The sequence below is a fragment of the Streptomyces sp. LaPpAH-108 genome (assembly GCF_000373625.1).
Taxonomy (GTDB): Bacteria; Actinomycetota; Actinomycetes; order Streptomycetales; family Streptomycetaceae; genus Streptomyces.
The window spans coordinates 789,491-815,862 of record NZ_KB891988.1 but is presented as its reverse complement, the minus strand read 5'-3'; the positions used below and the strand labels follow the sequence as shown (position 1 = coordinate 815,862).

Genomic DNA, 26,372 nt, shown 5'->3' with positions numbered 1-26,372 from the left:
ATGAGCAACCGGAACAGCCAGGCAGCGAAGACGGCGGCCCGCGAGCGACTGCGCCAGGAGCGCGAGCGCGAGGCCAAGCGCGCCAAGGTCAAGCGCCAGGTCATCGTCGGCGTCTCGGCGATCGCGGTCCTGGCCGCGGCGGGCGGCATAGGCTACGCCGTCGTCCAGGCCAACAAGCCGAGCGCCTGGGAGGCGGCCAAGACCGCGAAGCTGGTCAAGCCCGCTCACTCGTCCGGCGCCGACGGCACGACCGTGGTCATCGGCAAGGACACCGCCAAGAAGACTCTCGTGATGTACGAGGACCCGCGCTGCCCGATCTGCGCCAGCTTCGAGCAGGCCAACGGCGGCACGGTGGACAAGGACGTGGCGGACGGCAAGTACAAGGTCCAGTATGTCGGCGCGACCTTCATCGACAACAACATCCCGGGTGAGGGTTCCCGGAACGCGCTGAGCGCGATGGGCGCGGCCCTGAACGTCAGCGGCAAGGCCATGCTCGACTACAAGGCCGCCCTGTACTCGGCGAAGTTCCACCCCGACGAGCAGGACGACAAGTTCAAGAGCGACGACTACCTGATCAAGGTGGCCGACACAGTGCCCGCGCTGAAGGGCAACGCGCAGTTCCAGAAGGACATCAAGGACGGCACCTACGACAAATGGGCGCTGGTGATGAGCGACAAGTTCAACGCTGACGGCAAGAAGTACGACTTCCAGGGCACGCCGACGCTGATGATGGACGGCAAGAAAGTCACGGACTCCGGCGGCCAGAACGCGCCGATGACCGCGGCCGACTTCGGCCCCGCCATCCAGAAGGCGCTCAAGGGCTGACCCCCTCGCCGAATGAAGAGCGGGCGAACTTTCGGAGTTCGCCCGCTCGCGCGCTTACCGATCAGTAGCCTGATCCGCCGTGACCAGACCATCGAGATCTCTCGCGGCCACCCAGGCCCTCAACTCCCTTGCGCCCAGCCGCCGCAGCGTCGTCAAGGCCGCTGCCGTCACCGCCGCGCTCGCCGGGCCGCTCGCCGCCGCGCTGCCCGCGCGTGCCGCCACCGCCGCCCCCGTCTTCGCGCACGGCGTGGCCTCCGGAGACCCGCTGCCCGACGGGGTGCTGCTGTGGACCCGGGTGACGCCCACGCCCGAGGCGCTGCCCGGCTCCGGCGTCGGCCCCGACACCGAGGTGAGCTGGGTCGTCGCCCGGGACAAGGCGCTCACCTCGGTCGTCGCCACCGGCTCGGCCACCGCGACGGCCGCCGCCGACCACACCGTGAAGGCCGACATCCGGGGCCTCGCGCCCGCCACCGACTACTGGTTCCGCTTCTCCTCCGGCGGCACCGACTCCCCCGTGGCCCGCACCCGCACCGCCCCGGCCCCCGACGCGAACCTCGCGAACCTGCGCTTCGGCGTGGTCTCCTGCGCCAACTGGGAGGCGGGCTGGTTCAGCCCCTACCGCCACCTCGCGGCCCGCGGCGACCTGGACGCCTGGCTGCATCTGGGCGACTACATCTACGAGTACGGCACCGGCGAGTACGGCACCCGCGGCACGGTCGTGCGCCCGCACGCCCCCACGCACGAGATCCTCACCCTGGCCGACTACCGCGTCCGGCACGCGACGTACAAGACCGACCCCGACCTCCAGGCCCTGCATCTGAAGGCACCGGTCGTCGCGATCTGGGACGACCACGAGTTCGCGGACAACGCCTGGTCCGGCGGCGCGAACAACCACACCGAGGGCGCCGAGGGCACCTGGTCGGCCCGTCAGGCTGCCGCCAAGCAGGCGTACTTCGAGTGGATGCCGGTGCGCCCGGCCGTCGCGGGCACCACCTACCGCAGGCTGCGCTTCGGCAAGCTGGCCGATCTCTCCCTGCTCGACCTGCGCTCCTTCCGCTCCCAGCAGGCGTCCACCGCGAGCGGCGCGGTGGACGACCCGGACCGTACGATCACCGGCCGGGCCCAGCTGGACTGGCTGAAGGCCGGGCTCAAGGCGTCCGACACCAAGTGGCGCCTTGTCGGCAACTCGGTGATGATCTCGCCGTTCTCGGTGGGCTCGCTCTCCGCCGACCTGCTCAGGCCGCTCGCCAAGCTGCTCGGCCTGCCGCAGGAGGGCATCGCCCTCAACACCGACCAGTGGGACGGCTACACCGACGACCGCCGCGAACTCCTCGCCCATCTGCGGACCAACGCCATCGGCAACACCGTCTTCCTGACCGGCGACATCCACATGGCCTGGGCCAACGACGTGCCCTACGACGCGGGCACCTATCCGCTCTCGGCGTCCGCCGCGACCGAGTTCGTGGTCACCTCGCTCACCTCGGACAACCTCGACGACATCGTGAAGGTCCCCGAGGGCACCGTCTCGGCCGTCGCCGCCCCGCTCATCAAGGCCGCCAACCGGCACGTCCACTGGGTGGACACCGACCGGCACGGCTACGGCGTCCTGGACATCACGCCCGAGCGCGCGCAGATGGACTACTACGTGATCTCGGACCGCACGGACCCCGACGCGACGTCCGCGTGGGCCCGTTCGTACCGCACCCGCAGCGGCACCCAGAAGATCGAGCAGACCTACGACCCGGTGTGACCCGCCGTCACAGGCTGTCGAGGAAGCCGAGCGCCACCCGCCAGGTGGCCTCGGTGGCCTCGGCGTCGTAGTCCGGGGTGTCCTGGAACATGTAGAGGTGACCGGCGCCGGGGTAGCGGTAGACCTCGACGTCGGCACCGGCGCGGCCCATCTGGAGGTACCAGGCGCTCAGCCAGTCGTCCGTCTCGAACGGGTCCGGCTCGGCCACGTGCAGCTGGACCGGCAGTTCGTCCACGTGCGCGGTCGGCGCGATGTCGGAGGTGCCCTGGAGGAGCAGCAGGCCGCGGGCCTTCTCGTCGCCGAGGGCCAGTGTCTGGGCGACGGAGGCGCCGAGCGAGAACCCGGCGTAGACCAGGCCGCGTTCGGAGTAGGGCGCGGCTGCCAGCACCGCCCGCTTCAGCAGCTCGTCCTTGCCGACCTCCTCCTTGAACTCCATGCCCTCCTCGACCGTGTCGAAGGTGCGCCCCTCGAAGAGGTCCGGCGTCCACACCTCGTGGCCGGCCGCGCGCAGCCGGTCGGCGGCGTCGCGCACCTCGGGAGTGAGCCCGAGGACGGAGTGAAAGAGCATGATGTTCATGGCCCCATGGTGCCAGCCGGGGCCCCGAAGGCCCGTACCGGCACGGCCTCCTACCCGTTCCACCGGGGAACACGCAGGTTCATGACGGCGTCTCGCGGTTAGGCGCACCCGCATGGAGAACGACATCCGCCCCCTCATCGTGGTCGGCGGCTGCGTCGTCCTCACCGTACTGATCGGGTGGGGCACCGACGTGCTGCTGCGCAAGGCCGACGAACAGCACGGCGAGACCCCGCTGTGGGGCCTGCTGCGCCGCTGCCGCATCCCCTATCAACTGGTGCTGCTGGCCGCGCTGCTCAGAGGTTCCTTCGCCCAGGTGCCCGCGCTCAGGGGGCACCGCGTGGGCATCGGGCAGACGCTGACCCTGGTGCTGATCGGCTCGACCGCCTGGCTGGTGATCGGCATCGCGGCGGCCGTCGTGGAGACCTCGTACAGCCGCTACGCCCGCGCCCACCGCGACCAGGCCCGGGTACGCCGGGTGCGCACCCAGGTGACGCTGATCATGCGGGTGGTCTCCGCGATCGTCGGCGTGGTCGCGGTGGCCGCGATGCTGCTGACGTTCCCGGAGATGCGCGCGGCCGGTGCCTCGCTGCTGGCCTCGGCCGGTGTCCTCGGCATCGTCGCCGGTGTGGCCGCGCAGTCCACGCTGGCCAACATGTTCGCCGGGCTGCAGATCGCCTTCGGCGACATGGTGCGCATCGGGGACACGGTCGTCGTGGACGGCGAGTGGGGCACCGTGGAGGAGATCACCCTGACCTTCCTGACCGTGCGGACCTGGGACGAGCGCCGGATCACCATGCCGGTCTCGTACTTCACCTCCAAGCCGTTCGAGAACTGGTCGCGCGGCACCCCGCAGATGACCGGCACCGTCTTCTGGCAGCTCGACCACAGCGCGCCGATCGAGGCGATGCGCGAGCGGCTGCGGGACATCCTGCGCGCCTGCCCGGCCTGGGACGGCCGCGCGCACGGCCTGGTGGTGACGGACACCGCCCCCAACACCATCGAGGTGCGCGCCCTGGTGACCGCGAAGGACGCGGACGACATCTGGACGGTACGGGTCGCGGTCCGCGAGCAGATGATCGCCTGGCTGCGCGCCGAGCACCCCTACGCCCTGCCCCGCGTCAACACCGGCGACGCGGTGCCCGCCCCGGACCACATTCCGGCCCCGGACCGCAAGACCCTGCGCCACGCCTACGAGTTCCCGCGCACGGGACGTGGATAGGGGCGCGGTCTCCCGCGACCGGGTGCGGGGCCGACGGGCTGACGGGCTGACGGGCTGACGCTCAGCGCAGGCTGCGCACGTCCAGGTGCCTGAGCACCCGGTCGACGATCTCCGGGTCGGCGCCCGGTTCGCTGCGCGCGGCCAGCACCTCGTGGCGGGCCGCGCTCATCATCTCGGCCTGGATCTTGCGCACCCGCTTCAGCCGCCGCGCCCGCTGCTTGTGGGCCTCGCGGCGCTCCTCCTCGCCCATGTCGGGGCTGATCCGGATGCCGATGTCGAAGGCGCGCCGCAGCATCTGCTCCGACAGTTCCTCGGGCAGCTCCTCGACCTGTTCGATCTCCCGCAGCCGCCGCCGCGCGGCCTTGGTCGCGCGCACCGCCAGCTCCGTCTCGAACTCCTTCTCCCGCTCGGAGTCCGCCCGCACCCCGAGCCTGCGCACCAGCCACGGCAGGGTCAGCCCCTGGAGGACCAGGGTGGCGATGATCACCCCGAAGGCGATGAAGACGATGATGTCCCGGTCCGGGAAGGGCGCACCGGACTTGGTGCTCAGCGGGATGGCGAGGGCCAGCGCCACGGAGGCCACCCCGCGCATCCCGGCCCACCACATCACGACGGTCTCCCGCCAGCCGACCGGGATGTCCTCGTCGTAGTCGCGCCGGGCGTGCAGCCGCTTGGTGAGCCAGGTCGCGGGCATCAGCCACAGCAGCCGGACCAGGATCACGGTGGCCGCGACGGCCGCCGCCCAGCCCAGCAGCTCGCCCCAGCGGCCGGAGGCCGTGCGGATCGCGTTGTGCAGTTCGAGGCCGATCAGCCCGAAGGCCACACCGGTCACGAGCGTGTCGATGATGTCCCAGAAGGTGTGCCCGGCGAGCCGGGTCATCACGTCGTCGGCGTCGGTGGCGTACTCGGCGAGGAACAGCGCGGTGGTGAGCACCGCGAGCACCCCGGAGCCGTGCAGCCCCTCGGCAAGGACGTAGGAGGCGTACGGCACCAGCAGGGTGAGCCCGATCTGGAGGGTGGCGTCACCGAGCAGGTCCATCAGCTTGTTGGCGCCCCAGCCGAGGCCGAGACCGACGACGACCGCGACCACGGCCGAGAGCACCAGGTCGAGCCCGGCGCCCCAGGGCGAGAACTCGCCGCTGATCGCGGCGGCGATGGCCACGTGGTAGAGCACGATCGCCGTGACGTCGTTGAACAGCCCCTCGCCCTCCAGGATCGACACCAGCCGGCGGGGCAGCCCGAGCTGTCCGGCGACGGCCGTCGCGGCCACCGGGTCGGGCGGGGCGATCAGCGCGCCGAGCGCCACCGCCGCGGCGACCGGCAGCCCGGGCACGATCGCGTGCGCCACGGCCGCCACGCACACCGTGGTCACGAAGACCAGCGCGACGGCGAGCAGGAAGATCGGGCGTTTGTTGGCCGTGAACTGCCGCCAGGAGGTGCGGCGTACGGCGGCGTAGAGCAGCGGGGGCAGCAGCGCGGGCAGGATGAGGTCGGGCGGGATGTCGACGTTCGGCACGAAGTCGAGCACCGCGAGGACCCCGCCGAACAGGGTCATCAGCACCGGCGCCGGCAGCCCGAAGTACTCCCCCACCGGGACGCTCACCAGGGCCGCGAGCAGCACCACGAACAACAGGGCCAGCTGATCCACGTCGAGCGCTCCGGGAGTCCGCGATCACACCGCAAAGCTCAAGACTGCCACGCCACCCGGCCGGAGACGGGGTCCGACCCGGCGGCGAGGACGGCTACAGGGTGCGGCGCATCGCCCGGTGCGGTATCCCGGCGTCCATGAACTCCGGGCCGTACGGCGTGTACCCCAGGCGCTCGTAGAAGCCGAGGGCGTGGGTCTGGGCGTGCAGGTCCACGGCGGTCAGGCCGAGCGCGCGGGCCGCGTCCTCCACGGCGCGCACCAGGGCGGCCCCGACGCCGAGTCCGCGCGCGGCACTGGTGACGGCCAGCCGCCCGAGCGAGCCCACCGAGGCGTCCGCGCCGGTGTGCCCGACGGCCGCCGCGCCGTGCAGCAGGCGTCCGGCGCCGAGCGGGGTGCCGTCGGCGCGGAGCGCGAGCACATGCACGGCACCGGCGTCATGGGCGTCGTACTCCAGGTCCTCGGGGACGCCCTGTTCGGCGACGAAGACCTCCTTGCGGACCGCGAAGCAGGCTTCGCGGTCGGCCGGGTCCTCCGCGACCCGGACCGTGTACGGCGTGCTCACGCGTAGGTCTCCTCCCGGACCAGGTCGAGGGCCCGCTGCAGGTCCTCGGGGTAGTCGCTCGCGAACTCCACCCACTGGCCGTCCGCCGGGTGCTCGAAGCCGAGCCGGACCGCGTGCAGCCACTGGCGCTGCAGCTTGAGCCGCTTGGCGAGCGTGGGGTCGGCGCCGTAGGTCAGGTCGCCGACGCAGGGGTGGCGGTGGGCCGACATGTGGACGCGGATCTGGTGGGTGCGGCCGGTCTCCAGCTTCACGTCGAGCAGGGAGGCGGCGCGGAATGCCTCGATGAGGTCGTAGTGCGTCACCGAGGGCTTGCCCTCGGCGGTGACCGCCCACTTGTAGTCGTGCTGGGGGTGGCGGCCGACGGGGGCGTCGATCGTGCCGCTCATGGGGTCGGGGTGGCCCTGGACCAGCGTGTGGTAGCGCTTGTCGACCGTGCGCTCCTTGAACTGGCGCTTGAGCGAGGTGTACGCCCGCTCGGACTTGGCGACCACCATGAGGCCCGAGGTGCCCACGTCGAGCCGGTGCACGATGCCCTGACGCTCGGCGGCGCCGGAGGTGGAGATCCGGTACCCGGCGGCGGCGAGGCCGCCGATGACGGTCGGGCCGGTCCAGCCGGGCGAGGGGTGCGCGGCCACGCCGACCGGCTTGACGATGACGACCACGTCATCGTCGTCGTACACGATCTCCATGCCCTCGACGGGCTCCGCGACGATCTGGACCGGGGCCGGTGCCTGCGGCATCTCGACCTCCAGCCAGGCACCGCCGTGCACCCGCTCGGACTTGCCGACCACGGCGCCGTCGACCTGGACCTTGCCGGCCGCGGCCAGCTCCGCCGCCTTGGTGCGGGAGAAGCCGAACATCCGGGAGATGGCGGCGTCGACACGCTCGCCTTCCAGGCCGTCGGGCACGGGCAGGGTTCGGATCTCGGGAATCGTGCTCACCCGTCGAGTATGCCGGACGGGTGGGAGGGCACCGAACGAGCCTGTGGAAAACCCGGTCCGCCCGCCCTCGCCGGGTCCGTCAGTCCTTGTGGACGGTGCCGTCCGGGTCCAGGCCCCGGAAGGACAGCAGCACGATCAGGATGCCGCCGCACACGATCGCGGAGTCGGCCAGGTTGAACACCGCGAAGCCCTTGGGCGCGATGAAGTCGACGACCTCGCCCTCGAAGATGCCGGGGGCCCGGAAGATGCGGTCGGTGAGGTTGCCGAGGGCACCGCCGAGCAGCAGGCCGAGCGCGATGGCCCAGGGGGTGCTGTAGAGCTTGCGGGCCAGCCGGATGATCACCGCGATGACGACGGCCGCGATCACCGTGAAGATGATCGTGAAGGCGGCGCCGAAGCCGAAGGCGGCACCGGGGTTGCGGATGGCGTGCAGCTCGAGGAGGTCGCCGATCAGCTGGATCGGGGCGTGGTGCTCCAGCTTCGCGACCACGAGCAGCTTGCTGACCAGGTCGAGGGCGTAGGCGAAGACGGCCACCGCGAACAGCACGGCGATCCGGCGCCCGCGTCCGGTCCGCCGGACGGCGTCCTGTCCGTCCGCACCGGGCCCGGCGGGCGTGGCGGCCGGGCCCGGCCGCTCGCCACTGTCTTCCGGGGTGTCCGGCGTACCGATGATGCGCTCCGCCTCTGCCACGTGAGTCCCTCAACCTAGGTGCCTGACTGACGACGAGACTACGGCACGCCCCGGCGTACGCCCTCGCTCAGGACCGCCGTTCCTGCTTCTGCTTGCACTCCACGCACAGGGTGGCCCTCGGGAACGCCTGCATCCGCGCCTTGCCGATGGGGTTGCCGCAGCTCTCGCACAGACCGTAGGTGCCCGTGTCCAGGCGTTCCAGGGCCCGCTCGGTCTGGGTCAGCATCTCGCGCGCGTTGGCGGCGAGGGCCATCTCGTGCTCGCGGGTGATGTTCTTGGTGCCGGTGTCGGCCTCGTCGTCGCCCGCGCCGTCCGCGCTGTCCCGCATCAGGCCCGCGAGCGCGGCGGCGGAGGAGTCGATCTCCTCGCGGAGCCGGTCGGCGTCGCCGGTCAGCTCCGCGCGGGCCTCCTCGACCTCCTGCGGGGTCCAGGGGTCCTCACCGGGGCGTACCGCCAGCTCACCGGGTTCGGCGGCGGGCCGCGCCTTGGGTACGGCGGTCTGCTCCGCCGTGGCCGTGCCAGGAGTCTTCTTCGCAACCACCCTCGTGGCTCCCGTCTGCCCGGCGGCACGCGCCGCACCGGTCTTCTTGGCCGCGGTCTTCTTGGCGGCGGCCTTCTTCGCCGCCGTCTTCTTGACCGCCTTCTTGGCTGTCTTCTTCGCCGCCGTCCCGGCGGTCTTCCCGGTGGCCTTCGCGGCCGTGGTGCCCTCGGGGGGCGCCGCCTCGGTGGCTGTCGCCATGGCGGCCGTCTTCTCAGCAGTCACCGTCTCGCCGCCCGTCCTCTTCCGGCCCGTGGTGGTCTTCCTGGCAGTGGTGCGCTTGGCAGTGCCGGTCTTGGCAGCGCCGGTCTTCTCACCGGAGGCTTCCCGCTTCTTCGCGGAAGCCTTCGCCGGAACCTTCTTCGCGGCAGCCTTTTCAGGGGCGGCCTTCTTGGCTGCGGCCTTCTGGGAGCCGCCCTTCTTGGCAACACCCTTCTTGGCGGTGCCCTTCTTGGCGGTGCCCTTCTCGGCGCCGGTCTTCTTGGCAGCCGTCTTCTTGGCACCGGTCTTCCCGGCGGCAGCCTTGTCGGCGGGAGCCTTCGCGGCAGCCGTCTTCCGGGCGGCCACCTTGTCGGCGGACTTCCCCTGGGAGACCTTCTCGCCGGACACGTCCTTCCCGGCGGCCGATTTCCCCGTGCCCGTCTTCCCGGCAGCCGCCTTCCCCGTGCCCGCCTTCGTGCCGGACTCCTGCGCGGCGGCCTTCTTCCCCGGCTTTCCGGACGCCTTCTTCGCCGCCCCGCCGCCTCCCGAGGCCGCCCGCAGACGTCGGCCGTCCTGCCCCGGCGGCCCGACACCGGCAAGGGTTCCCGCTGAGCCACCGGAGGTACCGGCGGTCTTCTTCGCCACCATGGCCGCGGCCCCTTCACATATTGTGATCTTGCACGCGAATCGTGCTGGGACGATAAATCGACTTGAGTCCCGCGGCAACGGGGCACGCCGCCCGATTCGCCCGCCCCGCACCCCCCGCGCAGCAGACCTGCATCCGTTGTGCCCAGCTCCCCGGCGGGTAATCCGCCCGGGGGCGGCGCCCTGACGCACATCCCGGCGGACTGGCCATTCGGGTCACCGCCCTGCTCCCCCGCCGCCCGCCGGAAAACCGGTCGGCCGCTGTCCGTCCGGCGCCGTACACTGGGCGGAGCGAGAAGCGTGGATGGGGACGAGTAGCGTCGTACCGCAGCCCAGAGCGAGCCGGGGACGGTGGGAGCCCGGTGGCGAGCGCGATGTGAAGATCACCCCGGAGCCGCCGGAAGAAAGCCCCGCGAGGGGCGAGTAGAGCCGGCTTCGCGACCCCAATGAGGGGGCTCACCACCGGACGGACCCCGGCGGCGGGCCAAGGAGGGTGGTACCGCGGGAGCGCGCCGCACACGGCGTGAAAAGAAGAACGCTCTCGTCCCTCCGACGGAAGGCAGCAAGTTCCGTTGGAGGATGCTCGCAGATGACAGCGCCGACGTACCGCCAGGTGCCCGCCCAGGTCGACCTGCCCGCGCTTGAGCACGCCGTGCTCGACTTCTGGCGCGACCAGAAGATCTTCGCCAAGAGCCTGGAGCAGTCCGAGGGCCGCCCCGAGTGGGTCTTCTACGAGGGCCCGCCCACCGCGAACGGGATGCCCGGCGCCCACCACATCGAGGCCCGCGTCTTCAAGGACGTCTTCCCCCGCTTCCGCACCATGCGCGGTTACCACGTGGGCCGCAAGGCGGGCTGGGACTGCCACGGACTGCCGGTCGAGCTGGCGGTCGAGAAGGAGCTGGGCTTCTCCGGCAAGCAGGACATCGAGGCGTACGGCATCGCCGAGTTCAACGCCAAGTGCCGCGAGTCGGTGACCCGGCACACCGACGCCTTCGCCGAGCTGACCAACCGCATGGGCTACTGGACGGACCTCGAAGACCCGTACCGCACCATGGACCCCGAGTACATCGAGTCGGTCTGGTGGTCGCTGAAGGAGATCTTCGACAAGGGGCTGCTGGTCCAGGACCACCGCGTCGCCCCCTGGTGCCCCCGCTGCGGCACCGGCCTGTCGGACCACGAGCTGGCGCAGGGGTACGAGACGGTCGTGGACCCCTCGGTCTACGTCCGCTTCCCGCTCACCTCCGGCCCGCTGGCCGGTGAGGCGTCTCTGCTGGTGTGGACGACGACCCCCTGGACCCTGGTGTCCAACACCGCGGTCGCCGCCCACCCGGACGTCACCTATGTCGTCGCCACGAACGGCGAGGAGAAGGTCGTCGTCGCCGAGCCGCTGGTCGAGAAGGCCCTCGGCGAGGGCTGGGAGACCACCGGGCAGTCCTTCACCGGCGCCGAGATGGAGCGCTGGACCTACCAGCGCCCCTTCGAGCTGGTCGAGTTCCCCGAGCCCGCGCACTACGTGGTCAACGCGGAGTACGTCACCACCGAGGACGGCACCGGTCTGGTCCACCAGTCCCCCGCCTTCGGTGAGGACGACCTCAAGGTCTGCCGCGCCTACGGCCTGCCGGTGGTCAACCCGGTCCGCCCCGACGGCACCTTCGAGGAGGACCTGCCCCTGGTCGGCGGCGTCTTCTTCAAGAAGGCCGACGAGAAGCTGACCGAGGACCTCGGCGCGCGCGGCCTGCTCTTCCGCCACCTGCCCTACGAGCACAGCTACCCGCACTGCTGGCGCTGCCACACCGCGCTGCTCTACTACGCCCAGCCGTCCTGGTACATCCGCACCACCGCCGTCAAGGACCGGATGATCGCGGAGAACGAGAAGACCAACTGGTACCCGGAGACGGTCAAGCACGGCCGCTTCGGCGACTGGCTGAGCAACAACATCGACTGGGCGCTCTCCCGCAACCGCTACTGGGGCACCCCGCTGCCCATCTGGCGCTGCGACAACGACCACCTGACCGTGGTCGGCTCCCGCGCCGAGCTGAGCGAGCTGACCGGCACCGACCAGTCGGGCCTCGACCCGCACCGCCCGTACATCGACGACGTGACCTTCCCCTGCCCCGAGTGCGGCGACACCGCCACGCGCGTGCCGGAGGTCATCGACGCCTGGTACGACTCGGGTTCGATGCCGTTCGCGCAGTGGGGCTACCCGTACAAGAACAAGGAGCTGTTCGAGAGCCGGTACCCGGCCCAGTTCATCTCCGAGGCGATCGACCAGACCCGCGGCTGGTTCTACACGCTGATGGCCATCGGCACCCTGGTCTTCGACGAGTCGTCGTACGAGAACGTGGTCTGCCTCGGCCACATCCTCGCCGAGGACGGCCGCAAGATGTCCAAGCACCTGGGCAACATCCTGCAGCCGATCCCGCTGATGGACCAGCACGGCGCGGACGCGGTGCGCTGGTTCATGGCGGCCGGCGGTTCCCCGTGGGCGGCCCGCCGCGTCGGCCACGGCACCATCCAGGAGGTCGTCCGCAAGACCCTGCTGACGTACTGGAACACGGTCGCCTTCCAGGCGCTGTACGCCCGTACCTCCGGCTGGGCGCCCAGCGCGGCGGACCCGGCCCCGGCCGACCGCCCGGTGCTCGACCGCTGGCTGCTGTCCGAACTCCACGCGCTCACCGACCAGGTGACCCAGGCGCTCGAGTCGTACGACACCCAGCGCGCGGGCAAGCTGCTCTCCGCGTTCGTGGACGACCTGTCCAACTGGTACGTGCGCCGCTCGCGCCGCCGGTTCTGGCAGGGCGACAAGGCCGCGCTGCGCACGCTGCACGAGGTGCTGGAGACGGTCACCAAGCTGATGGCCCCGATCACCCCGTTCATCACCGAGCGGGTGTGGCAGGACCTCGTCGTGCCGGTGACCCCGGGCGCCCCGGAGTCCGTGCACCTGTCCTCCTGGCCGGAGGCGGACCTGTCCGCGATCGACCCGGAGCTGTCGAAGCAGATGGTCCTGGTACGGCGCCTGGTGGAGCTGGGCCGTGCCACGCGTGCGGAGTCGGGCGTCAAGACGCGTCAGCCGCTCTCCCGCGCGCTGGTCGGCGCCGCGGGCTTCGACGCGCTGGACCCGGAGCTGCACGCGCAGATCACCGAGGAGCTGAACGTGGCCGCGCTGGCCTCGCTCTCCGAGGTGGGCGGCTCGCTGGTGGACACGACGGCCAAGGCCAACTTCCGCGCGCTGGGCAAGCGGTTCGGCAAGCGGGTGCAGGACGTGGCGAAGGCGGTCGCCGCCGCCGACGCCGCCGCGCTCTCGCTCGCGCTGCGCGAGGGCAACGCGTCGGTGGAGCTGGACGGCGAGGTCGTCACGCTCGCCCCGGACGAGGTGATCATCACCGAGACCCCGCGCGAGGGCTGGTCGGTGGCCTCCGACTCCGGTGCCACGGTGGCGCTGGACCTGGAGATCACCGAGGAGCTGCGCCGGGCGGGCCTCGCCCGTGACGCGATCCGGCTGATCCAGGAGGCCCGCAAGAACAGCGGCCTGGACGTGGCGGACCGTATCGCGCTGCGCTGGACCGCCACGGATCCGGCCGTGATCGCGGCCCTCTCCGAGCACTCCGGTCTGATCGCGGAGGAGGTCCTGGCGACGGACTTCGCCCAGGGCGAGGCGGACGAGACGTATGGCTCCGCCTTCACGGACGAGGGGTTGTCGCTGGTGTTCCGGCTCCGCAAGGCGTAGTGCCTCCGGCGGTTCGACGGCGGCTGTCCTGTGGCATCTTGCTGCGGGGCAGCCGCCGTTGCCGTGTCCGGCGGGGCGGTCGGTCCTGCCGTGTGCCGTTCGCGTCGGGCCGCGGGCCGTCCTGGGCTGGTCGCGCAGTTCCCCGCGTCCCTGGGGAGGTGGGTGGCTGCTGTCGGTAAGTTCTGCTGCCCTCGGTGGGGGCGGTCGGTCCTGGCGTGTGCCGTTGGTGTCGGACCTCGGGCCGTCGTGGGCTGGTCGCGCAGTTCCTCGCGCCCCTGGGGTGGGTGCGCATCGGGGCGGCTGTGGACAACCGTTGCCCGGAGGCGTCAACTCGCGTAAAACAGGGCGGGCCCCGGACCGAAGTCCGGGGCCCGCCCTGAACGCTGCCGACGCCTATGGCGTACTACTGGCCATGAGCGGCCGTCAGTTGTCGTCCTCGTCGATCAGGAACCCGCGCATGGGCGAGGGTGCCTGGCCCATGGGGCCGGGGCCCTGCGGCCGGACCGGAGCCATCGGCTGGGTCATGGCCGGGGTCATCTGCTGCTGGCCACCGTAGGACGGGGCCGCCGGGGAGCCGGGACCGCCCATGCCCTGGTTGCCGCCGAACGCCGGGGCGCTCGCACCGGCCGGTGCCATCGAGGGCGCCGGGGACGGCGGCAGGGACGCGGCGGCCGGGGTGCGCGGCGGGGCCAGCGAGTCGTCGGCCTGGGTCTCCAACTGACGCAGCTGGGACTCCAGGTAGGACTTCAGGCGCGTGCGGTACTCGCGCTCGAAGCCTCGCAGGTCCTCCACCTTGCGCTCCAGCGTGGCGCGCGCGGACTCCAGCGAGCCCATGGCGACGCGGTGCTTCTCCTGCGCGTCCCGCTCCAGGGCGTCGGCCTTGGCACGGGCGTCGCGCTCCAGACCCTCGGCGCGGCTGCGGGCCTCACCGACGATCTTGTTGGCCTCGGAGCGGGCCTCCGCGATCGCCTGGTCGGCGGTCTGCTGGGCCAGCGAGAGGACACGCGCGGCGCTGTCGCCGCCGGGGCCACCCTGACCGGGCAGGCCGGGGCCGCCCATCGGGGGACCGCCCATGGGGCCACCCATCTGCTGCGGCATGGGCGGCTGACCACCCATCGGACCCTGACCCATCGGACCGGGGCCCTGCCCCATCTGTCCCGGACCCTGACCCATCGGACCCGGACCCTGACCCATCGGGCCGGGCCCCTGGCCCATCTGGCCCGGACCCTGACCCATGGGGCCGGGGCCCTGCGGGCCGCCCTGACCGCCGGGTCCTGCGGGCAGCTGCGGGGCGCCGCTGGGCAGCTGGGGCGGACCACCCATGGGGCCACCCATCTGCTGCTGCGGCGGGCCCGATATGCCGGCGGGCACCGGAGCGCCGGGTCCTCGCATGCCGCCCTGCGGCATACCACCCTGCTGCATCCCGCCCTGCTGGGGCATACCACCCTGCTGCGGCATGCCGCCCTGCTGCTGGTCCTGCTGCTCCGGACCCTTGCGCATGTTCTGCTGGTTCTGCGCGGCGGCCCGCGTGGCGGCGGCCAGTTTGGCGCGCAGATCCTCGTTCTCGCGGAGCAGACGGGTCAGTTCGGCTTCGACCTCGTCGAGGAAGGCATCGACCTCGTCCTCGTCATAGCCTTCTCGGAGGCGGACGGTCGTGAACTGCTTGTTCCGCACGTCCTCGGGGGTCAACGGCATCTCTTCACCTCAACGTAGTCATCGGCAGTCGGCAAGACCGTATCGTCCACTCTCATCGCGCGAAGCTCCCCGCCACCGAGATGAGAATCCAGACGATGATCATCAGTACGAAGAAGGACAGGTCGAGTGCCACGCCCCCGAGACGCAACGGCGGGATGAACCGCCGCAGCAGTTTCAACGGTGGATCGGTGACAGTGTAGGTGGCCTCCAGTACGACCACCATCGCCTTGCCGGGTTGCCACGAGCGGGCGAACTGGAAGACATAGTCCATGACCAGCCGGAAGATCAGCACGACAAGGAAGACCATCAGCGCGATGTAGATCACCTGCGCGAACACGCTCATGGCTGCGCTTCCCTCTCCCCTGTGCCGTGCATCTTCCCGGTGGTGCTTCTCAGCTCTGGTTGAAGAACCCGCCCTCTGCGATGCGGGCCTTGTCCTCCGCCGTGACATCGACGTTAGCAGGAGACAACAGGAAGACCTTCTGCGTCACCCGTTCGATACTGCCGTGAAGTCCAAACACCAAACCTGCGGCGAAGTCGACAAGTCGCTTCGCGTCAGTGTCGTCCATCTCCGTGAGATTCATGATCACCGGGGTGCCCTCACGGAAGTGTTCCCCGATGGTACGGGCCTCGTTGTAGGTCCGGGGATGCAGGGTGGTGATCCGGTACGGCTCTCGTTCCGACACGACCTTGGGCATGATCACCGGCGCGTTCTTCTCCAGGGAGTGACGTTCTTGTGTGATGGACGCCACGGGCGCGATCCGCGCCGGACGCCCCGAATCCGCGGTCGGCGCCACGGAATGCGAGACCGGCTCGCGCGGCGCCGGCGGCTGCACCACTCGCACAGATTCATCCCTTTGGGGCGAATGTGCGTTGTGCGACTGGTGTGACGGTTCGTGCCGTCGGTGGTCCCGCTCGGGCTCCGGGTCCAGTTCGGGCTCGAAGTCGTCGTCGGGGTCGAATCCCCGGCCGTCGTACCCATCGTCCTCCACGAGGCCGAGGTAGACCGCCATCTTGCGCATCGCGCCGGCCATGCTCTGAGTCCTCCGCTCTGTGGTGGATCGGCTGACGACTGCCAAGTGCCCGCGATCCACGTGGCCTTCGTACCGCCTTCGGCGGCATTGACCATATTTTCTGCTGTGGTCCGACTTCTTCGCGACGTTACCCGAGGCGGGGGCGGACTCCGAGTACCGCGCTGCCGACGCGCACATGTGTCGCCCCGGCCGCCACGGCCTGCTCGAGGTCCGCACTCATCCCTGCCGACACCATGGTTGCAGCAGGATGGGTTCGGCGCAGGTCCGTCGACAAATCCACGAGTCGTTCGAACGCGGCCTGTTCGCGTCCCGCGTACTCACCCGTGAGCGGGGCGACGGTCATCAGTCCGTCGAGCCGCAGTCCGGGCGCATCGGCGACGAGACCGGCCAACTCCTCGATCCCGGCGGGTGCGACACCGCCGCGCTCGCCCCGGCCGCTCGCCCCCGCGTCGAGTGCGACCTGGAGGAGGCAGCCCACCTCACGCCCGGCCCGCACCGCCTCCCGGGAGAGCGCGGTGACGAGCCGGTCCCGGTCGACCGACTGCACGAAATCGGCATAACCGACCACGGAACGCACCTTGTTGGTCTGCAACTGACCGATGAAGTGCCATTCCAGCGGCAGATCCGCACAGGCGGCGGCCTTCGGGGCCGCGTCCTGGTCGCGGTTCTCGCCGACCTGACGCACCCCCAGCTCCGAGAGGATCCGCACGTCGCTCGCCGGGTACGTCTTGGTGACCACGATCAGGGTCACCTCGTCACGGGGACGCCCCGCCGCCGCGCACGCGGCCACGATGCGTTCCTCCACCTTCGCCAGATTTCCGGCGAGTTGGGTCCTACGGTCCGTCATGTCCACTCAGTCCAGCCACACATACCCGGCGAGCCGCCCCGTGGTGCGATCGCGCCGGTAAGAGAAGTGATCCGCCGACTCCCGCGTGCACACCGGGGATTGCGCCCGGTCGCCCACCCCGAGCCGGTCGAGCTGCGCGTGCACTCCGGCGCTCACGTCGACGGCCGGAGTGCCCCAACTCGTCACCGCGTGCGCCGTCGGCTCGGCCTCGGCGACCTCGGCGCGCAGCGCGTCGGGCACCTCGTAACAACGCCCGCACACGCACGGGCCGGTGCGGGCGACGATCCGGCCCGGCTCCGCGCCGAGTCCGGTCATCGCGCGGACCGCGGCCGGGACGACTCCCGCGACCATTCCGGGGCGTCCCGCGTGCGCCGCCGCGACCACACCGGCGACCGGGTCGGCGAGCAGCACCGGCACACAGTCCGCGGTGAGTACGGCGAGGGCGAGTCCGCGCCGGGTGGTGACGAGCGCGTCCACCTCGGGGACGGGCCTGTCACCCCACGGTTCGTCCACGACGGCCACGTCGGCGCCGTGCACCTGGTTCATCCAGACCACCGACGCCGCGTCAAGACCCAGTGCCTTCGCGGTCAGTTCACGGTTGGCCCGGACCGCGCCGGGGTCGTCGCCGACCGCGCCGCCGAGATTCAGCTCCTCATACGGAGCGGCGCTCACCCCGCCCCACCTGTCGGTGAAGGCGAAGTGCGCGCCGCTCACGCTTTCGCGCTGTCCTATCACTTCAGGAAGTCCGGCACATCCAGCTCGACGATGTCCTCGTAGGACCGGGACTGGGGCACCGGCGGGGCGACCGGGACCTCGGCCACCGGCTCCGGCGCGGGCTCCGGCTCCTCCTTCGGCGTCACGCTGCCGAGCGAGCCGAACGTCGGCCGGGACTCGGTCTGCTGACGGGGCGGAACCGGCTGCTCCTCGCGGCGCTGGGCCGGGGAGCCGGAGGACGAGGCCGAGCCGAGCACGTTGTCCCGGCGGGCCGGGGGCTGGCCCCCATCGAAACCGGCCGCGATCACGGTGACCCGCACCTCGTCGCCGAGGGCGTCGTCGATGACCGCGCCGAAGATGATGTTGGCCTCCGGGTGGGCGGCCTCGCTGACCAGCTGGGCGGCCTCGTTGATCTCGAAGAGACCGAGGTCGGAGCCGCCGGAGATGGAGAGCAGCACGCCCCGGGCGCCGTCGATGGACGCCTCCAGGAGCGGCGAGGAGATCGCCATCTCGGCGGCGGCCACCGCGCGGTCGTCGCCGCGGGCCGAGCCGATGCCCATGAGGGCCGAACCGGCCTCGGACATGACCGACTTGACGTCGGCGAAGTCGAGGTTGATCAGACCGGGGGTGGTGATGAGGTCGGTGATGCCCTGGACACCGGAGAGCAGGACCTGGTCCGCCGACTTGAAGGCGTCCAGGACCGAGACCTGGCGGTCCGAGATGGACAGCAGCCGGTCGTTGGGGATCACGATGAGGGTGTCGACCTCTTCGCGGAGTTCCGCGATGCCGTCCTCGGCCTGGTTGGCCCGGCGCCGTCCCTCGAAGGTGAACGGGCGCGTGACCACGCCGATGGTGAGGGCGCCCAGCGAGCGCGCGATGTTGGCCACGACGGGGGCGCCGCCGGTGCCGGTGCCACCGCCCTCACCGGCCGTCACGAAGACCATGTCGGCCCCCTTGAGGACCTCCTCGATCTCCTCGCGGTGGTCCTCGGCGGCCTTGCGGCCGACGGCCGGGTTGGCGCCTGCGCCGAGCCCGCGGGTGAGTTCACGGCCGACGTCCAGCTTGACGTCGGCGTCGCTCATCAACAGCGCCTGCGCGTCGGTGTTGATGGCGATGAACTCGACGCCCTTGAGGCCGACCTCGATCATCCGGTTGATGGCATTGACACCACCGCCGCCGACACCGATGACCTTGATGACTGCGAGGTAGTTCTGCGGTGCTGCCACGTCGAAGGCCTCTCGCCTCGAATTACGTTGTCGCGCCGGGCGGTTCCCGACCGGGACGACGGATGCCGAATTTGGGACGGTCCGAACGCCGACCCGAACCCTAACCCTGAAGTTTAGGGTTACCAGTGTGTCTGTTCCCTGGAGTCTCTGAACAGGACACTAAGTCGACAAGCGGCGCCCGTTCAACGAACACGCCGAACCTCCCGTTTTTCTTTTCACCCTATGTGATCAGCCGTAGCAGTGCCCAACCAGGGTGCTGGCCTGCGCTGATGTACGTCAACTCCCCGCTGACGCAGGGGCGGTGGGCACGCTGACATCGAAGTGCCGGGCGTCCGGAGCTGCTTTCATGAGAGCGGTGAGGGCCCGTGCCTTGGCAGGTCCGTCGTCGGAGCTGCCCCACGCCACCGTGCGTCCGTCCTTCAGCCGCAGCGAGATGGCGTCGTAGGACCGGACTTGGACGGCGCGGGCGTCCTTCTTGACGGGTGCGGGCAGCGCGGCGGCGACGCGCACGGCCTCGCGGGCCAGGCGGTCGGCGCCGAAGCGGCGCAGGCTCGCGGCGCCCGAGTCCTCGGGGGACGCGGTGAGTTCGAGCATCGGCACCCCGCGCGGGGCCTCGGCCACCGTCGCGAACCGGACGCCCTGGGCGTCGACTTCGGTGAATTCGCGGCCCTTGCGGACGAGCAGGGACGGAGTACGCTCCGTCACCTTCAGGGTGATGCCGTGCGGCCAGGAGCGGTCCACCTCGACGGTGTCGATCCGGGGCAACTCCCGCCGCAGCCGCGCCTCGATGGCGCCGGTGTCCACGGAGACCAGCGGGGCGCCGACGGGGACGGCGGCGGCTCCGCGGACCTCGCCCGGGGTCAGTACCCGGGTACCGGAGACCGGGACCTGACGCACCCGCAGCCACTCGGAGCCGTACAACACCCAGACGGAACCGGCTCCGAGGAGGACGACCAGCACCGCCAGGGCGATGATCATACGAAGCCGTGGTCTGCGCAGGCGCGGGACGAGCGGCGGGCCGGACACCCCCGGTCGGCGTGCGTCGCGCTCGGCGACGGTGGGTCCGGCCACGCTCACTGTCCCTTCGTTCGACGGTCCTAACGGCCCGCGGCGATCGCCTCGTACACCATGCCGACGAGCAGGTCGTCGGCGTCGCGGCGGCCGAACTCACCGGCGGCGCGGGACATCTCGTAGAGGCGGTGCGGGTCGGCCAGGACCGGCAGCACGTTCTGCTGGATCCACTCGGGCGTCAGCTCCGCGTCGTCCACGAGGAGTCCGCCGCCCGCCTTGACCACCGGCTGGGCGTTGAGCCGCTGTTCGCCGTTGCCGATGGGCAGCGGGACGTAGGCGGCCGGGAGTCCGACGGCGGAGAGTTCGGCGACGGTCATCGCGCCCGCGCGGCAGAGCATCATGTCGGCCGCGGCGTACGCGAGGTCCATCCGGTCCAGGTAACTTACCGGGAGATACGGCGGCATCCCCGGCATCTGCTGCACCTGCGGCAGTTCGTTCTTCGGGCCGACCGCGTGCAGGATCTGGATGCCGGCCTGCTGGAGCCAGGGCGCGACCTGCTGGACGACCTCGTTCAGCCGCCGGGCGCCCTGCGAGCCGCCGGAGACCAGCAGCGTGGGCAGGTTGGGGCTCAGACCGAAGTAGTGGCGGGCCTCGGGGCGCAGGGCCGCGCGGTCCAGGGTGGCGATCGAGCGGCGCAGCGGGATGCCGATGTAGCGGGCGTCCCGGAGCTTGCTGTCGGGCGTGGAGACGGCCACCCGGGCCGCGTAGCGCGAGCCGATCTTGTTGGCCAGGCCGGGCCGGGCGTTGGCCTCGTGGACCACGATCGGCACGCCGAGGCGCTTGGCGGCCAGATACGCGGGCAGCGCGACGTAGCCGCCGAAGCCGACCACGGCGTCCGCCTTGGTGCGCTCCAGGATCTGTTCCGTGGCCTTGATCGTGCCGCGCAGCCGGCCCGGCACCGTGATCAGCTCGGGCGTGGGCTTGCGCGGCAGCGGGACCGCCGGGATCAGCGCCAGCTCGTAGCCGCGCTCGGGAACGAGCCGCGTCTCAAGGCCCCGCTCCGTGCCCAGGGCCGTGATCCCCACGGTGGGGTCCTGCCTGCGCAGGGCGTCCGCGAGGGCGAGCGCGGGCTCGATGTGGCCCGCGGTACCCCCGCCGGCGAGTACGACATGCACCGAAATTCACCGCTCTCCGGACGGACGCGCCGCCGAGGCGCGCCGTCGCATCGTGTTCCATCTCCGGGGCACCCGCTCGGCACGGGAGCCGCCCGCCCGCTTTCTACCAAAGCGGGGTTGCCGCATCGCAAGCGCCGCCCGCGCAGCGGGATCGTCACGCGCGAAGGCGATCAGCAGCCCGATGGCGAACATGGTCGGCAGCAGGGCGGACCCTCCGTAGGAGAACAGCGGGAGGGGGACACCGGCGATCGGCAGCAGGCCGAGCACCGCACCGATGTTGATCACCGCTTGCGCGGTGATCCAGGTGGTCACACCTCCCGCGGCGTACCTCACGAAGGGGTCCTCCGTGCGTCCGGCCACGCGGATACCCGCATAGCCTAGAGCGGCGAACAGGGCGAGCACCGACAGCGTCCCCGCCAGACCCAGTTCCTCACCGGTGACGGCGAAGATGAAGTCGGTGTGGGCTTCGGGGAGTTGGCCCCATTTCTCCACACTCGCGCCCAGGCCGGAACCGAAGATTCCGCCGGAGGCGAGGGCGTAGATCCCGTGCACGGCCTGCCAGCAGTCGGCGCCGCCCGCCCGGGGCTCGGTCGCGCCGATGCAGGCGAGCCGGGCCATCCGGTTGGGGCTGGTCTTGATGAGGATCACACCGATCAGCGCCGCGACCGAGAGCACCCCGGCGAACAGCCGGGTCGGGGCCCCGGCGAGCCAGAGCAGGCCGAAGAGGATCGCGGTGAGGATGATCGCGGTGCCCATGTCGCCGCCGAGCATGATCAGACCGAGCAGCATGAAGGCGACCGGGACCAGCGGGACCAGCATGTGCTTCCACTGGGTCAGCAGCTTCTTGTCGTGCTTGCGGGCGATCAGGTCCGCGCCCCACAGGACGAGGGCGAGCTTGCCGAACTCGCTGGGCTGGATCTGGAAGGAGCCGCCGAGCGAGATCCAGTTCTGGTTGCCGTTGACCGACATGCCGATGCCGGGCACCTGCACCAGGGCCATCGCGAAGACGGCGACGGCGAGGATCGGGTAGGCCAGCGCCCGGTGCAGCCGCACCGGCATCCGGGCGGCGGCGAACATCAGCACCCCGCCGATGAGCGCGGCCAGGAACTGCTTGCGGAAGAAGAACGAGCCGGGCAGCGACAGCTGGAGCGCGGTGATCTGGGAGGCCGAGTAGACCATCACCAGGCCGAGCACGATGATCAGCAGGCTGCCGCCGAGGATCAGGTAGTACGCGGTCAGCGGGCGGTCCCACGCCTTGCGGGCGCGGGTGCGCAGCCGCCGCAGGGGGTTGTCCGGCGCGCTCGGCCGGGGTGCGGGGCGGCGGGCCGCCCGCTGCACGGGCGGTCGTCCGGTACGGCTAGCGGCCATCCACGCCTCCCCTGAGCACCGAACGTCCCACGCGTCCCTCCCAAGTTCCGCCCGGCGGGCGGCCGGGGTCAGGCGCCGAGTTCGCGGACCGCCGCCGCGAACGCGTCACCGCGCTGGTTGTAGTTGGTGAACATGTCCATGGAGGCACAGGCCGGGGCCAGCAGCACCGTGTCGCCCGGCCGGGCCAGCCGCTTCGCCTCGGTCACCGCCTGGAGCATCGCCCCAGTGTCGGTCCGGTCGAGGTCCACGACGGGTACTTCCGGGGCGTGTCGCTCAAGGGCCTCGCGGATCAGCGCGCGGTCGGCGCCGATCAGGACGACCCCGCGCAGCCGCTTGGCGGAGGCCGCCACCAGCTCGTCGAACTCGGCACCCTTCGCCAGTCCGCCCGCGATCCACACGATGGGCTCGTAGGCCGCCAACGAGGCTTCCGCGGCATGGGTGTTGGTGGCCTTGGAGTCGTCCACGTACGCCACGCCGTCGAGGTCGGCGACGTGCTGGATGCGGTGGGCGTCGGGCCGGAAGGCGCGCAGTCCGTCGCGCACGGCCTGGGCCGGCACCCCGAAGGAGCGGGCGAGGGCCGCCGCCGCGAGAGCGTTGGCGATGTTGTGCGGGGCGGGCGGGTCGACGTCGGCGACCTCGGCCAGTTCCTGCGCGTTCTTGTACCGGTTCTCGACGAAGGCCCGGTCGATCAGGATGCCGTCCACGACGCCGAGTTGGGAGACGGCCGGGGTGCCCAGGGTGAACCCGACGGCCCGGCAGCCCTCCTCCACGTCGGCCTCGCGGACCAGGTCCTCGGTGCGCGGGTCGGCCACGTTGTAGACGCAGGCGACCTGGTTGCCCTCGTAGACACGGCCCTTGTCGGCGGCGTAGGCGTCCATGGAGCCGTGCCAGTCGAGGTGGTCCGGGGCGAGGTTGAGCACCGCGCCGGAGTAGGCGCGCAGCGAGGGCGCCCAGTGCAGCTGGTAGCTGGACAGCTCGACGGCGAGGACGTCGTACTCCTCCTCGCCGAGGACGGCGTCCAGGAGGGAGACGCCGATGTTGCCGACGGCGGCCGTGCGCAGGCCCGCCGCCTTCAGGATGGAGGCGAGCATCCGCACGGTGGTGGTCTTGCCGTTGGTGCCGGTGACGGCGAGCCAGGGGGCCGCGTCGGGGCCCCTGAGGCGCCAGGCCAGCTCCACGTCGCCCCAGATGGGCACGCCCGCCTGCTCGGCCGCCTGGAAGAGCGGCTTGCCGGGCTGCCAGCCGGGGGCGGTGACGATCAGCTCGGTGCCCTCGGGCAGCGTCGCCCCGTCGCCGAGGCGGACGGTGACGCCGAGCGCCTCCAGTTCGGCGGCCTGCGCCCGTGCCCGCTCGTCGTCGCCGTCGTTGACGACCGTGACGATCGCACCGCGCTCGACGAGCGCCTTGGCGGCCGGGACGCCCGAGACGCCGAGTCCGGCGACCGTGACGCGCCTGCCCTGGAATTCGCTCTGCCCCGAAGGCACCGAGGTGGTCACTTGTCCGCTGCCCATCCCGCGTAGAAGAGGCCCAGTCCGACGATGACACAGATGCCCTGGATGATCCAGAAACGGACCACGACCAGGACCTCGGACCAGCCCTTGAGTTCGAAGTGGTGCTGGAGTGGCGCCATCCGGAAGACGCGCTTGCCGGTGAGCCGGAAGGAGCCGACCTGGATGACGACCGACATGGTGATGAGGACGAACAGGCCGCCCATGATGGCCACCAGCAGCTCCGTGCGGGAGAGGATGGCCAGGCCGGTGAGGACACCGCCGAGGGCGAGCGAGCCGGTGTCGCCCATGAAGATCTTCGCCGGCGAGGTGTTCCACCACAGGAAGCCCAGGCAGGAACCCATCAGCGCGGAGGCGACCACCGCGAGGTCCAGCGGGTCGCGCACCTCGTAGCAGGCGGCCGGGTTGGTCAGGGTCATCGCGTTGGCGCAGGACTCCTGGAACTGCCAGACGCCAATGAACGTGTAGGCGCCGAAGACCAGGACGGAGGCGCCGGTGGCGAGGCCGTCGAGACCGTCGGTGAGGTTCACGCCGTTCGACATCGCCAGGATCATGAACAGCGCCCAGACCACGAACAGCACCGGGCCGATGGTCCAGCCGAAGTCCGTGATGAACGACAGCTTGGTGGAGGCCGGGGTGTTGCCCCGGTTGTCCGGGAACTGCAGCGCGAGCACCGCGAAGCCGATGCCGACGATCAGCTGGCCGGCCATCTTCGCCTTGGCCCGCAGACCCAGCGAACGGCGCTTGACGATCTTGATGTAGTCGTCCAGGAAGCCGACCAGGCCCATGCCGAACATCAGGCCGAGGACCAGCAGACCCGAGTACGTCGGGGGCTTGCCGGTGATCACCTTGCTGAGGAAGTACGCGGCGATCGTGGCGAAGATGAAGGCGATGCCGCCCATGGTCGGCGTACCGCGCTTGCTGGCGTGCTCGCGCGGGCCGTCGTCGCGGATGAACTGGCCGTACCCCTTGCGGGCGAGGAGCTTGATCAGCAGCGGGGTGCCGATCAGCGTCAGGAAGAGGCCGATGACTCCTGAGAACAGGACCTGGTTCATCATCGGGCGGCGACCTCACCCTCGGTCCCGGCCGATGCGAGCGTCTGGGCGACGCTCTCAAGACCCACGGAACGGGACGCCTTCACCAGCACGACGTCCCCCGGGCGCAACTCGCTGCGCAACAGGTCGATCGCCGCCTGTGCGTCGGACACGTGCACCGACTCCTCACCCCACGAACCCTCGTTGTATGCGCCCAGTTGCAGCCAGGAGGCTTCGATACCCCCGACCGCGACGAGCTTGCTGACGTTGAGCCGGACGGCGAGCCGTCCGACCGCGTCGTGCTCGGCGAGCGCCTCGTCCCCCAGCTCGGCCATCTTGCCGAGCACCGCCCACGTGCGGCGCCCCTTGCCCATGGCCGCGAGCGCCCTGAGGGCGGCCCGCATGGACTCGGGGTTGGCGTTGTAGGCGTCGTTGACGATGGTCACGCCGTCCGGGCGCTCGGTGACCTCCATGCGCCAGCGGGAGAGGGAGCCCGCCTCGGAGAGCGCGGTGGCGATCTCGTTCGCGGACATGCCCAGCTCATGGGCGACGGCGGCCGCGGCGAGCGCGTTCGACACGTGGTGCTCACCGTACAGGCGCATGGTCACATCGCTTGCACCGGAGGGTGTGTGAAGCCTGAAGGCAGGCTGTCCGCTGTCCGTGAGTCGCACGTTCTCGGCGCGTACGTCCGCTTCGGCCGACTCTCCGAAAAGGACCACCTTCGCGCGGGTACGGGGGGCCATGGCGCGCACCAGCGGGTCGTCGGCGTTGAGGACGGCGACGCCGCCCTCCTCGGCCGGCGGCAGTGCCTCCACCAACTCGCCCTTGGCCTGGGCGATCTGCTCACGGCCGCCGAACTCGCCGATGTGGGCGCTGCCGACGTTGAGCACCAACCCGACCTTGGGCGGGGTGAGTTCGGCCAGGTAGCGGATGTGCCCGATGCCGCGGGCGCCCATCTCCAGCACGAGGAACTTCGTCTCCTCGGTGGCGGACAGGGCGGTCAGCGGCAGCCCGATCTCGTTGTTGAGCGAGCCGGGCGTGAAGACGGTGGGCGCCTTGCCGCCGAGGACCTGGGCGATGAGGTCCTTGGTGCTGGTCTTGCCGGCCGAGCCGGTCAGCGCGACGAGGGTCGCGCCGAGGCGTTCGACGACATGGCGGGCGAGGGCGCCGAGCGCGTTCTGTACGTCGTCCACGACGATCGCGGGCACGCCGACGGGGCGCGTCGCCAGTACGGCGACCGCGCCCGCCGCCACGACCGCCTCGGCGAAGTCGTGGCCGTCGACCCGCTCACCGCTGAACGCGACGAAGAGGGCGCCGGGCACCACCTCGCGGGAGTCCCGGACGACCGGTCCCGTGACGGTGACGGACGTATCCGGTATGTCGTGTGTCTGCCCGCCGACGACAGCTGCGATCTCGGCGAGGGAGAGGGCGATCAC

22 protein-coding genes are annotated in these 26,372 nt (G+C 71.1%); 4 read left to right on the top strand and 18 right to left on the bottom strand.

All coding sequences use genetic code 11. From position 1 onward, the window contains the following. Together B079_RS0109820 and B079_RS0109815 are read left to right on the top strand one after the other, a co-directional pair. Positions 1 to 825: a thioredoxin domain-containing protein gene (locus B079_RS0109820; RefSeq protein ID WP_026248528.1), complete on the top strand. Its 825-nt coding sequence runs from the start codon at positions 1 to 3 to the stop codon at positions 823 to 825. A 79-nt stretch (positions 826 to 904) separates the two neighbouring features. After that, complete coding sequence (locus B079_RS0109815) at positions 905 to 2,575, top strand: alkaline phosphatase D family protein (RefSeq protein WP_018545619.1); 1,671 nt, start codon at positions 905 to 907, stop codon at positions 2,573 to 2,575. A gap of 7 nt (positions 2,576 to 2,582) precedes the next feature. Here B079_RS0109815 and B079_RS0109810 read toward each other — a convergent pair whose 3' ends face one another. Then, entirely contained in the window at positions 2,583 to 3,152 is a 570-nt protein-coding gene (locus B079_RS0109810) for a dienelactone hydrolase family protein (RefSeq protein ID WP_026248527.1), read from the bottom strand. 112 nt (positions 3,153 to 3,264) lie between these two features. Here B079_RS0109810 and B079_RS0109805 point away from each other — a divergent pair, with 112 nt between their 5' ends. Beyond that, positions 3,265 to 4,371, top strand: a complete 1,107-nt coding sequence (locus B079_RS0109805) for a mechanosensitive ion channel family protein (RefSeq protein WP_018545617.1) — start codon at positions 3,265 to 3,267, stop codon at positions 4,369 to 4,371. Between the two features lie 61 nt (positions 4,372 to 4,432). Here the strand turns inward: B079_RS0109805 and B079_RS0109800 are convergent, their stop codons facing one another. From B079_RS0109800 to B079_RS33210, 5 genes are all read right to left on the bottom strand, one after another. Next, entirely contained in the window at positions 4,433 to 6,019 is a 1,587-nt protein-coding gene (locus B079_RS0109800; protein ID WP_018545616.1) for a Na+/H+ antiporter, read from the bottom strand. A gap of 94 nt (positions 6,020 to 6,113) precedes the next feature. After that, positions 6,114 to 6,581, bottom strand: a complete 468-nt coding sequence (locus B079_RS0109795; protein ID WP_018545615.1) for a GNAT family N-acetyltransferase — start codon at positions 6,579 to 6,581, stop codon at positions 6,114 to 6,116. Next, on the bottom strand, positions 6,578 to 7,522 hold the full coding sequence (locus B079_RS0109790) for an RluA family pseudouridine synthase (RefSeq protein WP_026248526.1): 945 nt from the start codon (positions 7,520 to 7,522) through the stop codon (positions 6,578 to 6,580). The genes B079_RS0109795 and B079_RS0109790 overlap by 4 nt, the downstream gene beginning before the upstream one ends. 79 nt (positions 7,523 to 7,601) lie before the next feature. Next, positions 7,602 to 8,213 (bottom strand): signal peptidase II, encoded by a 612-nt coding sequence (gene lspA, locus B079_RS0109785; RefSeq protein ID WP_018545613.1) that lies wholly within the window; start codon positions 8,211 to 8,213, stop codon positions 7,602 to 7,604. Between the two features lie 67 nt (positions 8,214 to 8,280). Beyond that, complete coding sequence (locus B079_RS33210) at positions 8,281 to 9,600, bottom strand: TraR/DksA family transcriptional regulator (protein WP_018545612.1); 1,320 nt, start codon at positions 9,598 to 9,600, stop codon at positions 8,281 to 8,283. Between the two features lie 586 nt (positions 9,601 to 10,186). On the opposite strand from B079_RS33210, the gene ileS reads away from it, so the two are divergent. Then, positions 10,187 to 13,324, top strand: coding sequence for an isoleucine--tRNA ligase (ileS, locus tag B079_RS0109775; protein WP_018545611.1), 3,138 nt, complete (start codon positions 10,187 to 10,189; stop codon positions 13,322 to 13,324). A gap of 423 nt (positions 13,325 to 13,747) precedes the next feature. Here the strand turns inward: ileS and B079_RS0109770 are convergent, their stop codons facing one another. The 12 genes from B079_RS0109770 to B079_RS0109715 all read right to left on the bottom strand — a co-directional run bounded on the left by B079_RS0109770 (position 13,748) and on the right by B079_RS0109715 (position 26,372). Next, entirely contained in the window at positions 13,748 to 15,019 is a 1,272-nt protein-coding gene (locus B079_RS0109770) for a DivIVA domain-containing protein (RefSeq protein WP_018545610.1), read from the bottom strand. Between the two features lie 52 nt (positions 15,020 to 15,071). Further along, a complete protein-coding gene (locus B079_RS0109765) occupies positions 15,072 to 15,362 on the bottom strand; it encodes a YggT family protein (RefSeq protein ID WP_018545609.1) in 291 nt (96 codons plus the stop codon). Between the two features lie 49 nt (positions 15,363 to 15,411). After that, positions 15,412 to 16,053 (bottom strand): cell division protein SepF, encoded by a 642-nt coding sequence (locus tag B079_RS0109760; protein ID WP_018545608.1) that lies wholly within the window; start codon positions 16,051 to 16,053, stop codon positions 15,412 to 15,414. Positions 16,054 to 16,180: 127 nt separating this feature from the next. Continuing rightward, a complete protein-coding gene (locus B079_RS0109755; protein ID WP_018545607.1) occupies positions 16,181 to 16,900 on the bottom strand; it encodes a YggS family pyridoxal phosphate-dependent enzyme in 720 nt (239 codons plus the stop codon). 6 nt (positions 16,901 to 16,906) lie between these two features. Next, positions 16,907 to 17,635, bottom strand: coding sequence for a peptidoglycan editing factor PgeF (pgeF, locus tag B079_RS0109750; protein WP_026248525.1), 729 nt, complete (start codon positions 17,633 to 17,635; stop codon positions 16,907 to 16,909). Continuing rightward, positions 17,632 to 18,840, bottom strand: a complete 1,209-nt coding sequence (gene ftsZ, locus B079_RS0109745; protein ID WP_018545605.1) for a cell division protein FtsZ — start codon at positions 18,838 to 18,840, stop codon at positions 17,632 to 17,634. The genes pgeF and ftsZ overlap by 4 nt, the downstream gene beginning before the upstream one ends. A 276-nt stretch (positions 18,841 to 19,116) precedes the next feature. Further along, positions 19,117 to 19,911 carry a cell division protein FtsQ/DivIB gene (locus B079_RS0109740; protein WP_026248524.1) on the bottom strand — a complete coding sequence of 265 codons (795 nt, stop codon included), beginning with the start codon at positions 19,909 to 19,911 and terminating at the stop codon, positions 19,117 to 19,119. A gap of 26 nt (positions 19,912 to 19,937) precedes the next feature. Beyond that, positions 19,938 to 21,026 carry an undecaprenyldiphospho-muramoylpentapeptide beta-N-acetylglucosaminyltransferase gene (murG, locus tag B079_RS0109735; RefSeq protein ID WP_018545603.1) on the bottom strand — a complete coding sequence of 363 codons (1,089 nt, stop codon included), beginning with the start codon at positions 21,024 to 21,026 and terminating at the stop codon, positions 19,938 to 19,940. 6 nt (positions 21,027 to 21,032) lie between these two features. Then, the gene (gene ftsW, locus B079_RS0109730) at positions 21,033 to 22,394 is read right to left on the bottom strand and encodes a putative lipid II flippase FtsW (protein WP_026248523.1); all 1,362 of its coding nucleotides are present in this window, start codon (positions 22,392 to 22,394) and stop codon (positions 21,033 to 21,035) included. A 68-nt stretch (positions 22,395 to 22,462) separates the two neighbouring features. Continuing rightward, positions 22,463 to 23,905: a UDP-N-acetylmuramoyl-L-alanine--D-glutamate ligase gene (gene murD / locus B079_RS0109725; protein ID WP_199779893.1), complete on the bottom strand. Its 1,443-nt coding sequence runs from the start codon at positions 23,903 to 23,905 to the stop codon at positions 22,463 to 22,465. Next, positions 23,887 to 24,960 carry a phospho-N-acetylmuramoyl-pentapeptide-transferase gene (gene mraY / locus B079_RS0109720; RefSeq protein WP_018545600.1) on the bottom strand — a complete coding sequence of 358 codons (1,074 nt, stop codon included), beginning with the start codon at positions 24,958 to 24,960 and terminating at the stop codon, positions 23,887 to 23,889. The genes murD and mraY overlap by 19 nt, the downstream gene beginning before the upstream one ends. After that, complete coding sequence (locus tag B079_RS0109715; protein WP_018545599.1) at positions 24,957 to 26,372, bottom strand: UDP-N-acetylmuramoyl-tripeptide--D-alanyl-D-alanine ligase; 1,416 nt, start codon at positions 26,370 to 26,372, stop codon at positions 24,957 to 24,959. The genes mraY and B079_RS0109715 overlap by 4 nt, the downstream gene beginning before the upstream one ends.

Bases quoted from the DNA above. Each gene is read 5' to 3' on its own strand.
- B079_RS0109770 (WP_018545610.1), bottom strand. From the start codon at position 15,019: ATGCCGTTGACCCCCGAGGACGTGCGGAACAAGCAGTTCACGACCGTC.
- B079_RS0109820 (WP_026248528.1), top strand. From the start codon at position 1: ATGAGCAACCGGAACAGCCAGGCAGCGAAGACGGCGGCCCGCGAGCGA.
- B079_RS0109760 (WP_018545608.1), bottom strand. From the start codon at position 16,053: ATGGCCGGCGCGATGCGCAAGATGGCGGTCTACCTCGGCCTCGTGGAG.
- B079_RS0109755 (WP_018545607.1), bottom strand. From the start codon at position 16,900: ATGACGGACCGTAGGACCCAACTCGCCGGAAATCTGGCGAAGGTGGAG.
- B079_RS33210 (WP_018545612.1), bottom strand. From the start codon at position 9,600: ATGGTGGCGAAGAAGACCGCCGGTACCTCCGGTGGCTCAGCGGGAACC.
- B079_RS0109765 (WP_018545609.1), bottom strand. From the start codon at position 15,362: ATGAGCGTGTTCGCGCAGGTGATCTACATCGCGCTGATGGTCTTCCTT.
- B079_RS0109805 (WP_018545617.1), top strand. From the start codon at position 3,265: ATGGAGAACGACATCCGCCCCCTCATCGTGGTCGGCGGCTGCGTCGTC.
- ileS (WP_018545611.1), top strand. From the start codon at position 10,187: ATGACAGCGCCGACGTACCGCCAGGTGCCCGCCCAGGTCGACCTGCCC.
- murD (WP_199779893.1), bottom strand. From the start codon at position 23,905: ATGGGCAGCGGACAAGTGACCACCTCGGTGCCTTCGGGGCAGAGCGAA.
- B079_RS0109810 (WP_026248527.1), bottom strand. From the start codon at position 3,152: ATGAACATCATGCTCTTTCACTCCGTCCTCGGGCTCACTCCCGAGGTG.
- ftsW (WP_026248523.1), bottom strand. From the start codon at position 22,394: ATGGCCGCTAGCCGTACCGGACGACCGCCCGTGCAGCGGGCGGCCCGC.
- mraY (WP_018545600.1), bottom strand. From the start codon at position 24,960: ATGATGAACCAGGTCCTGTTCTCAGGAGTCATCGGCCTCTTCCTGACG.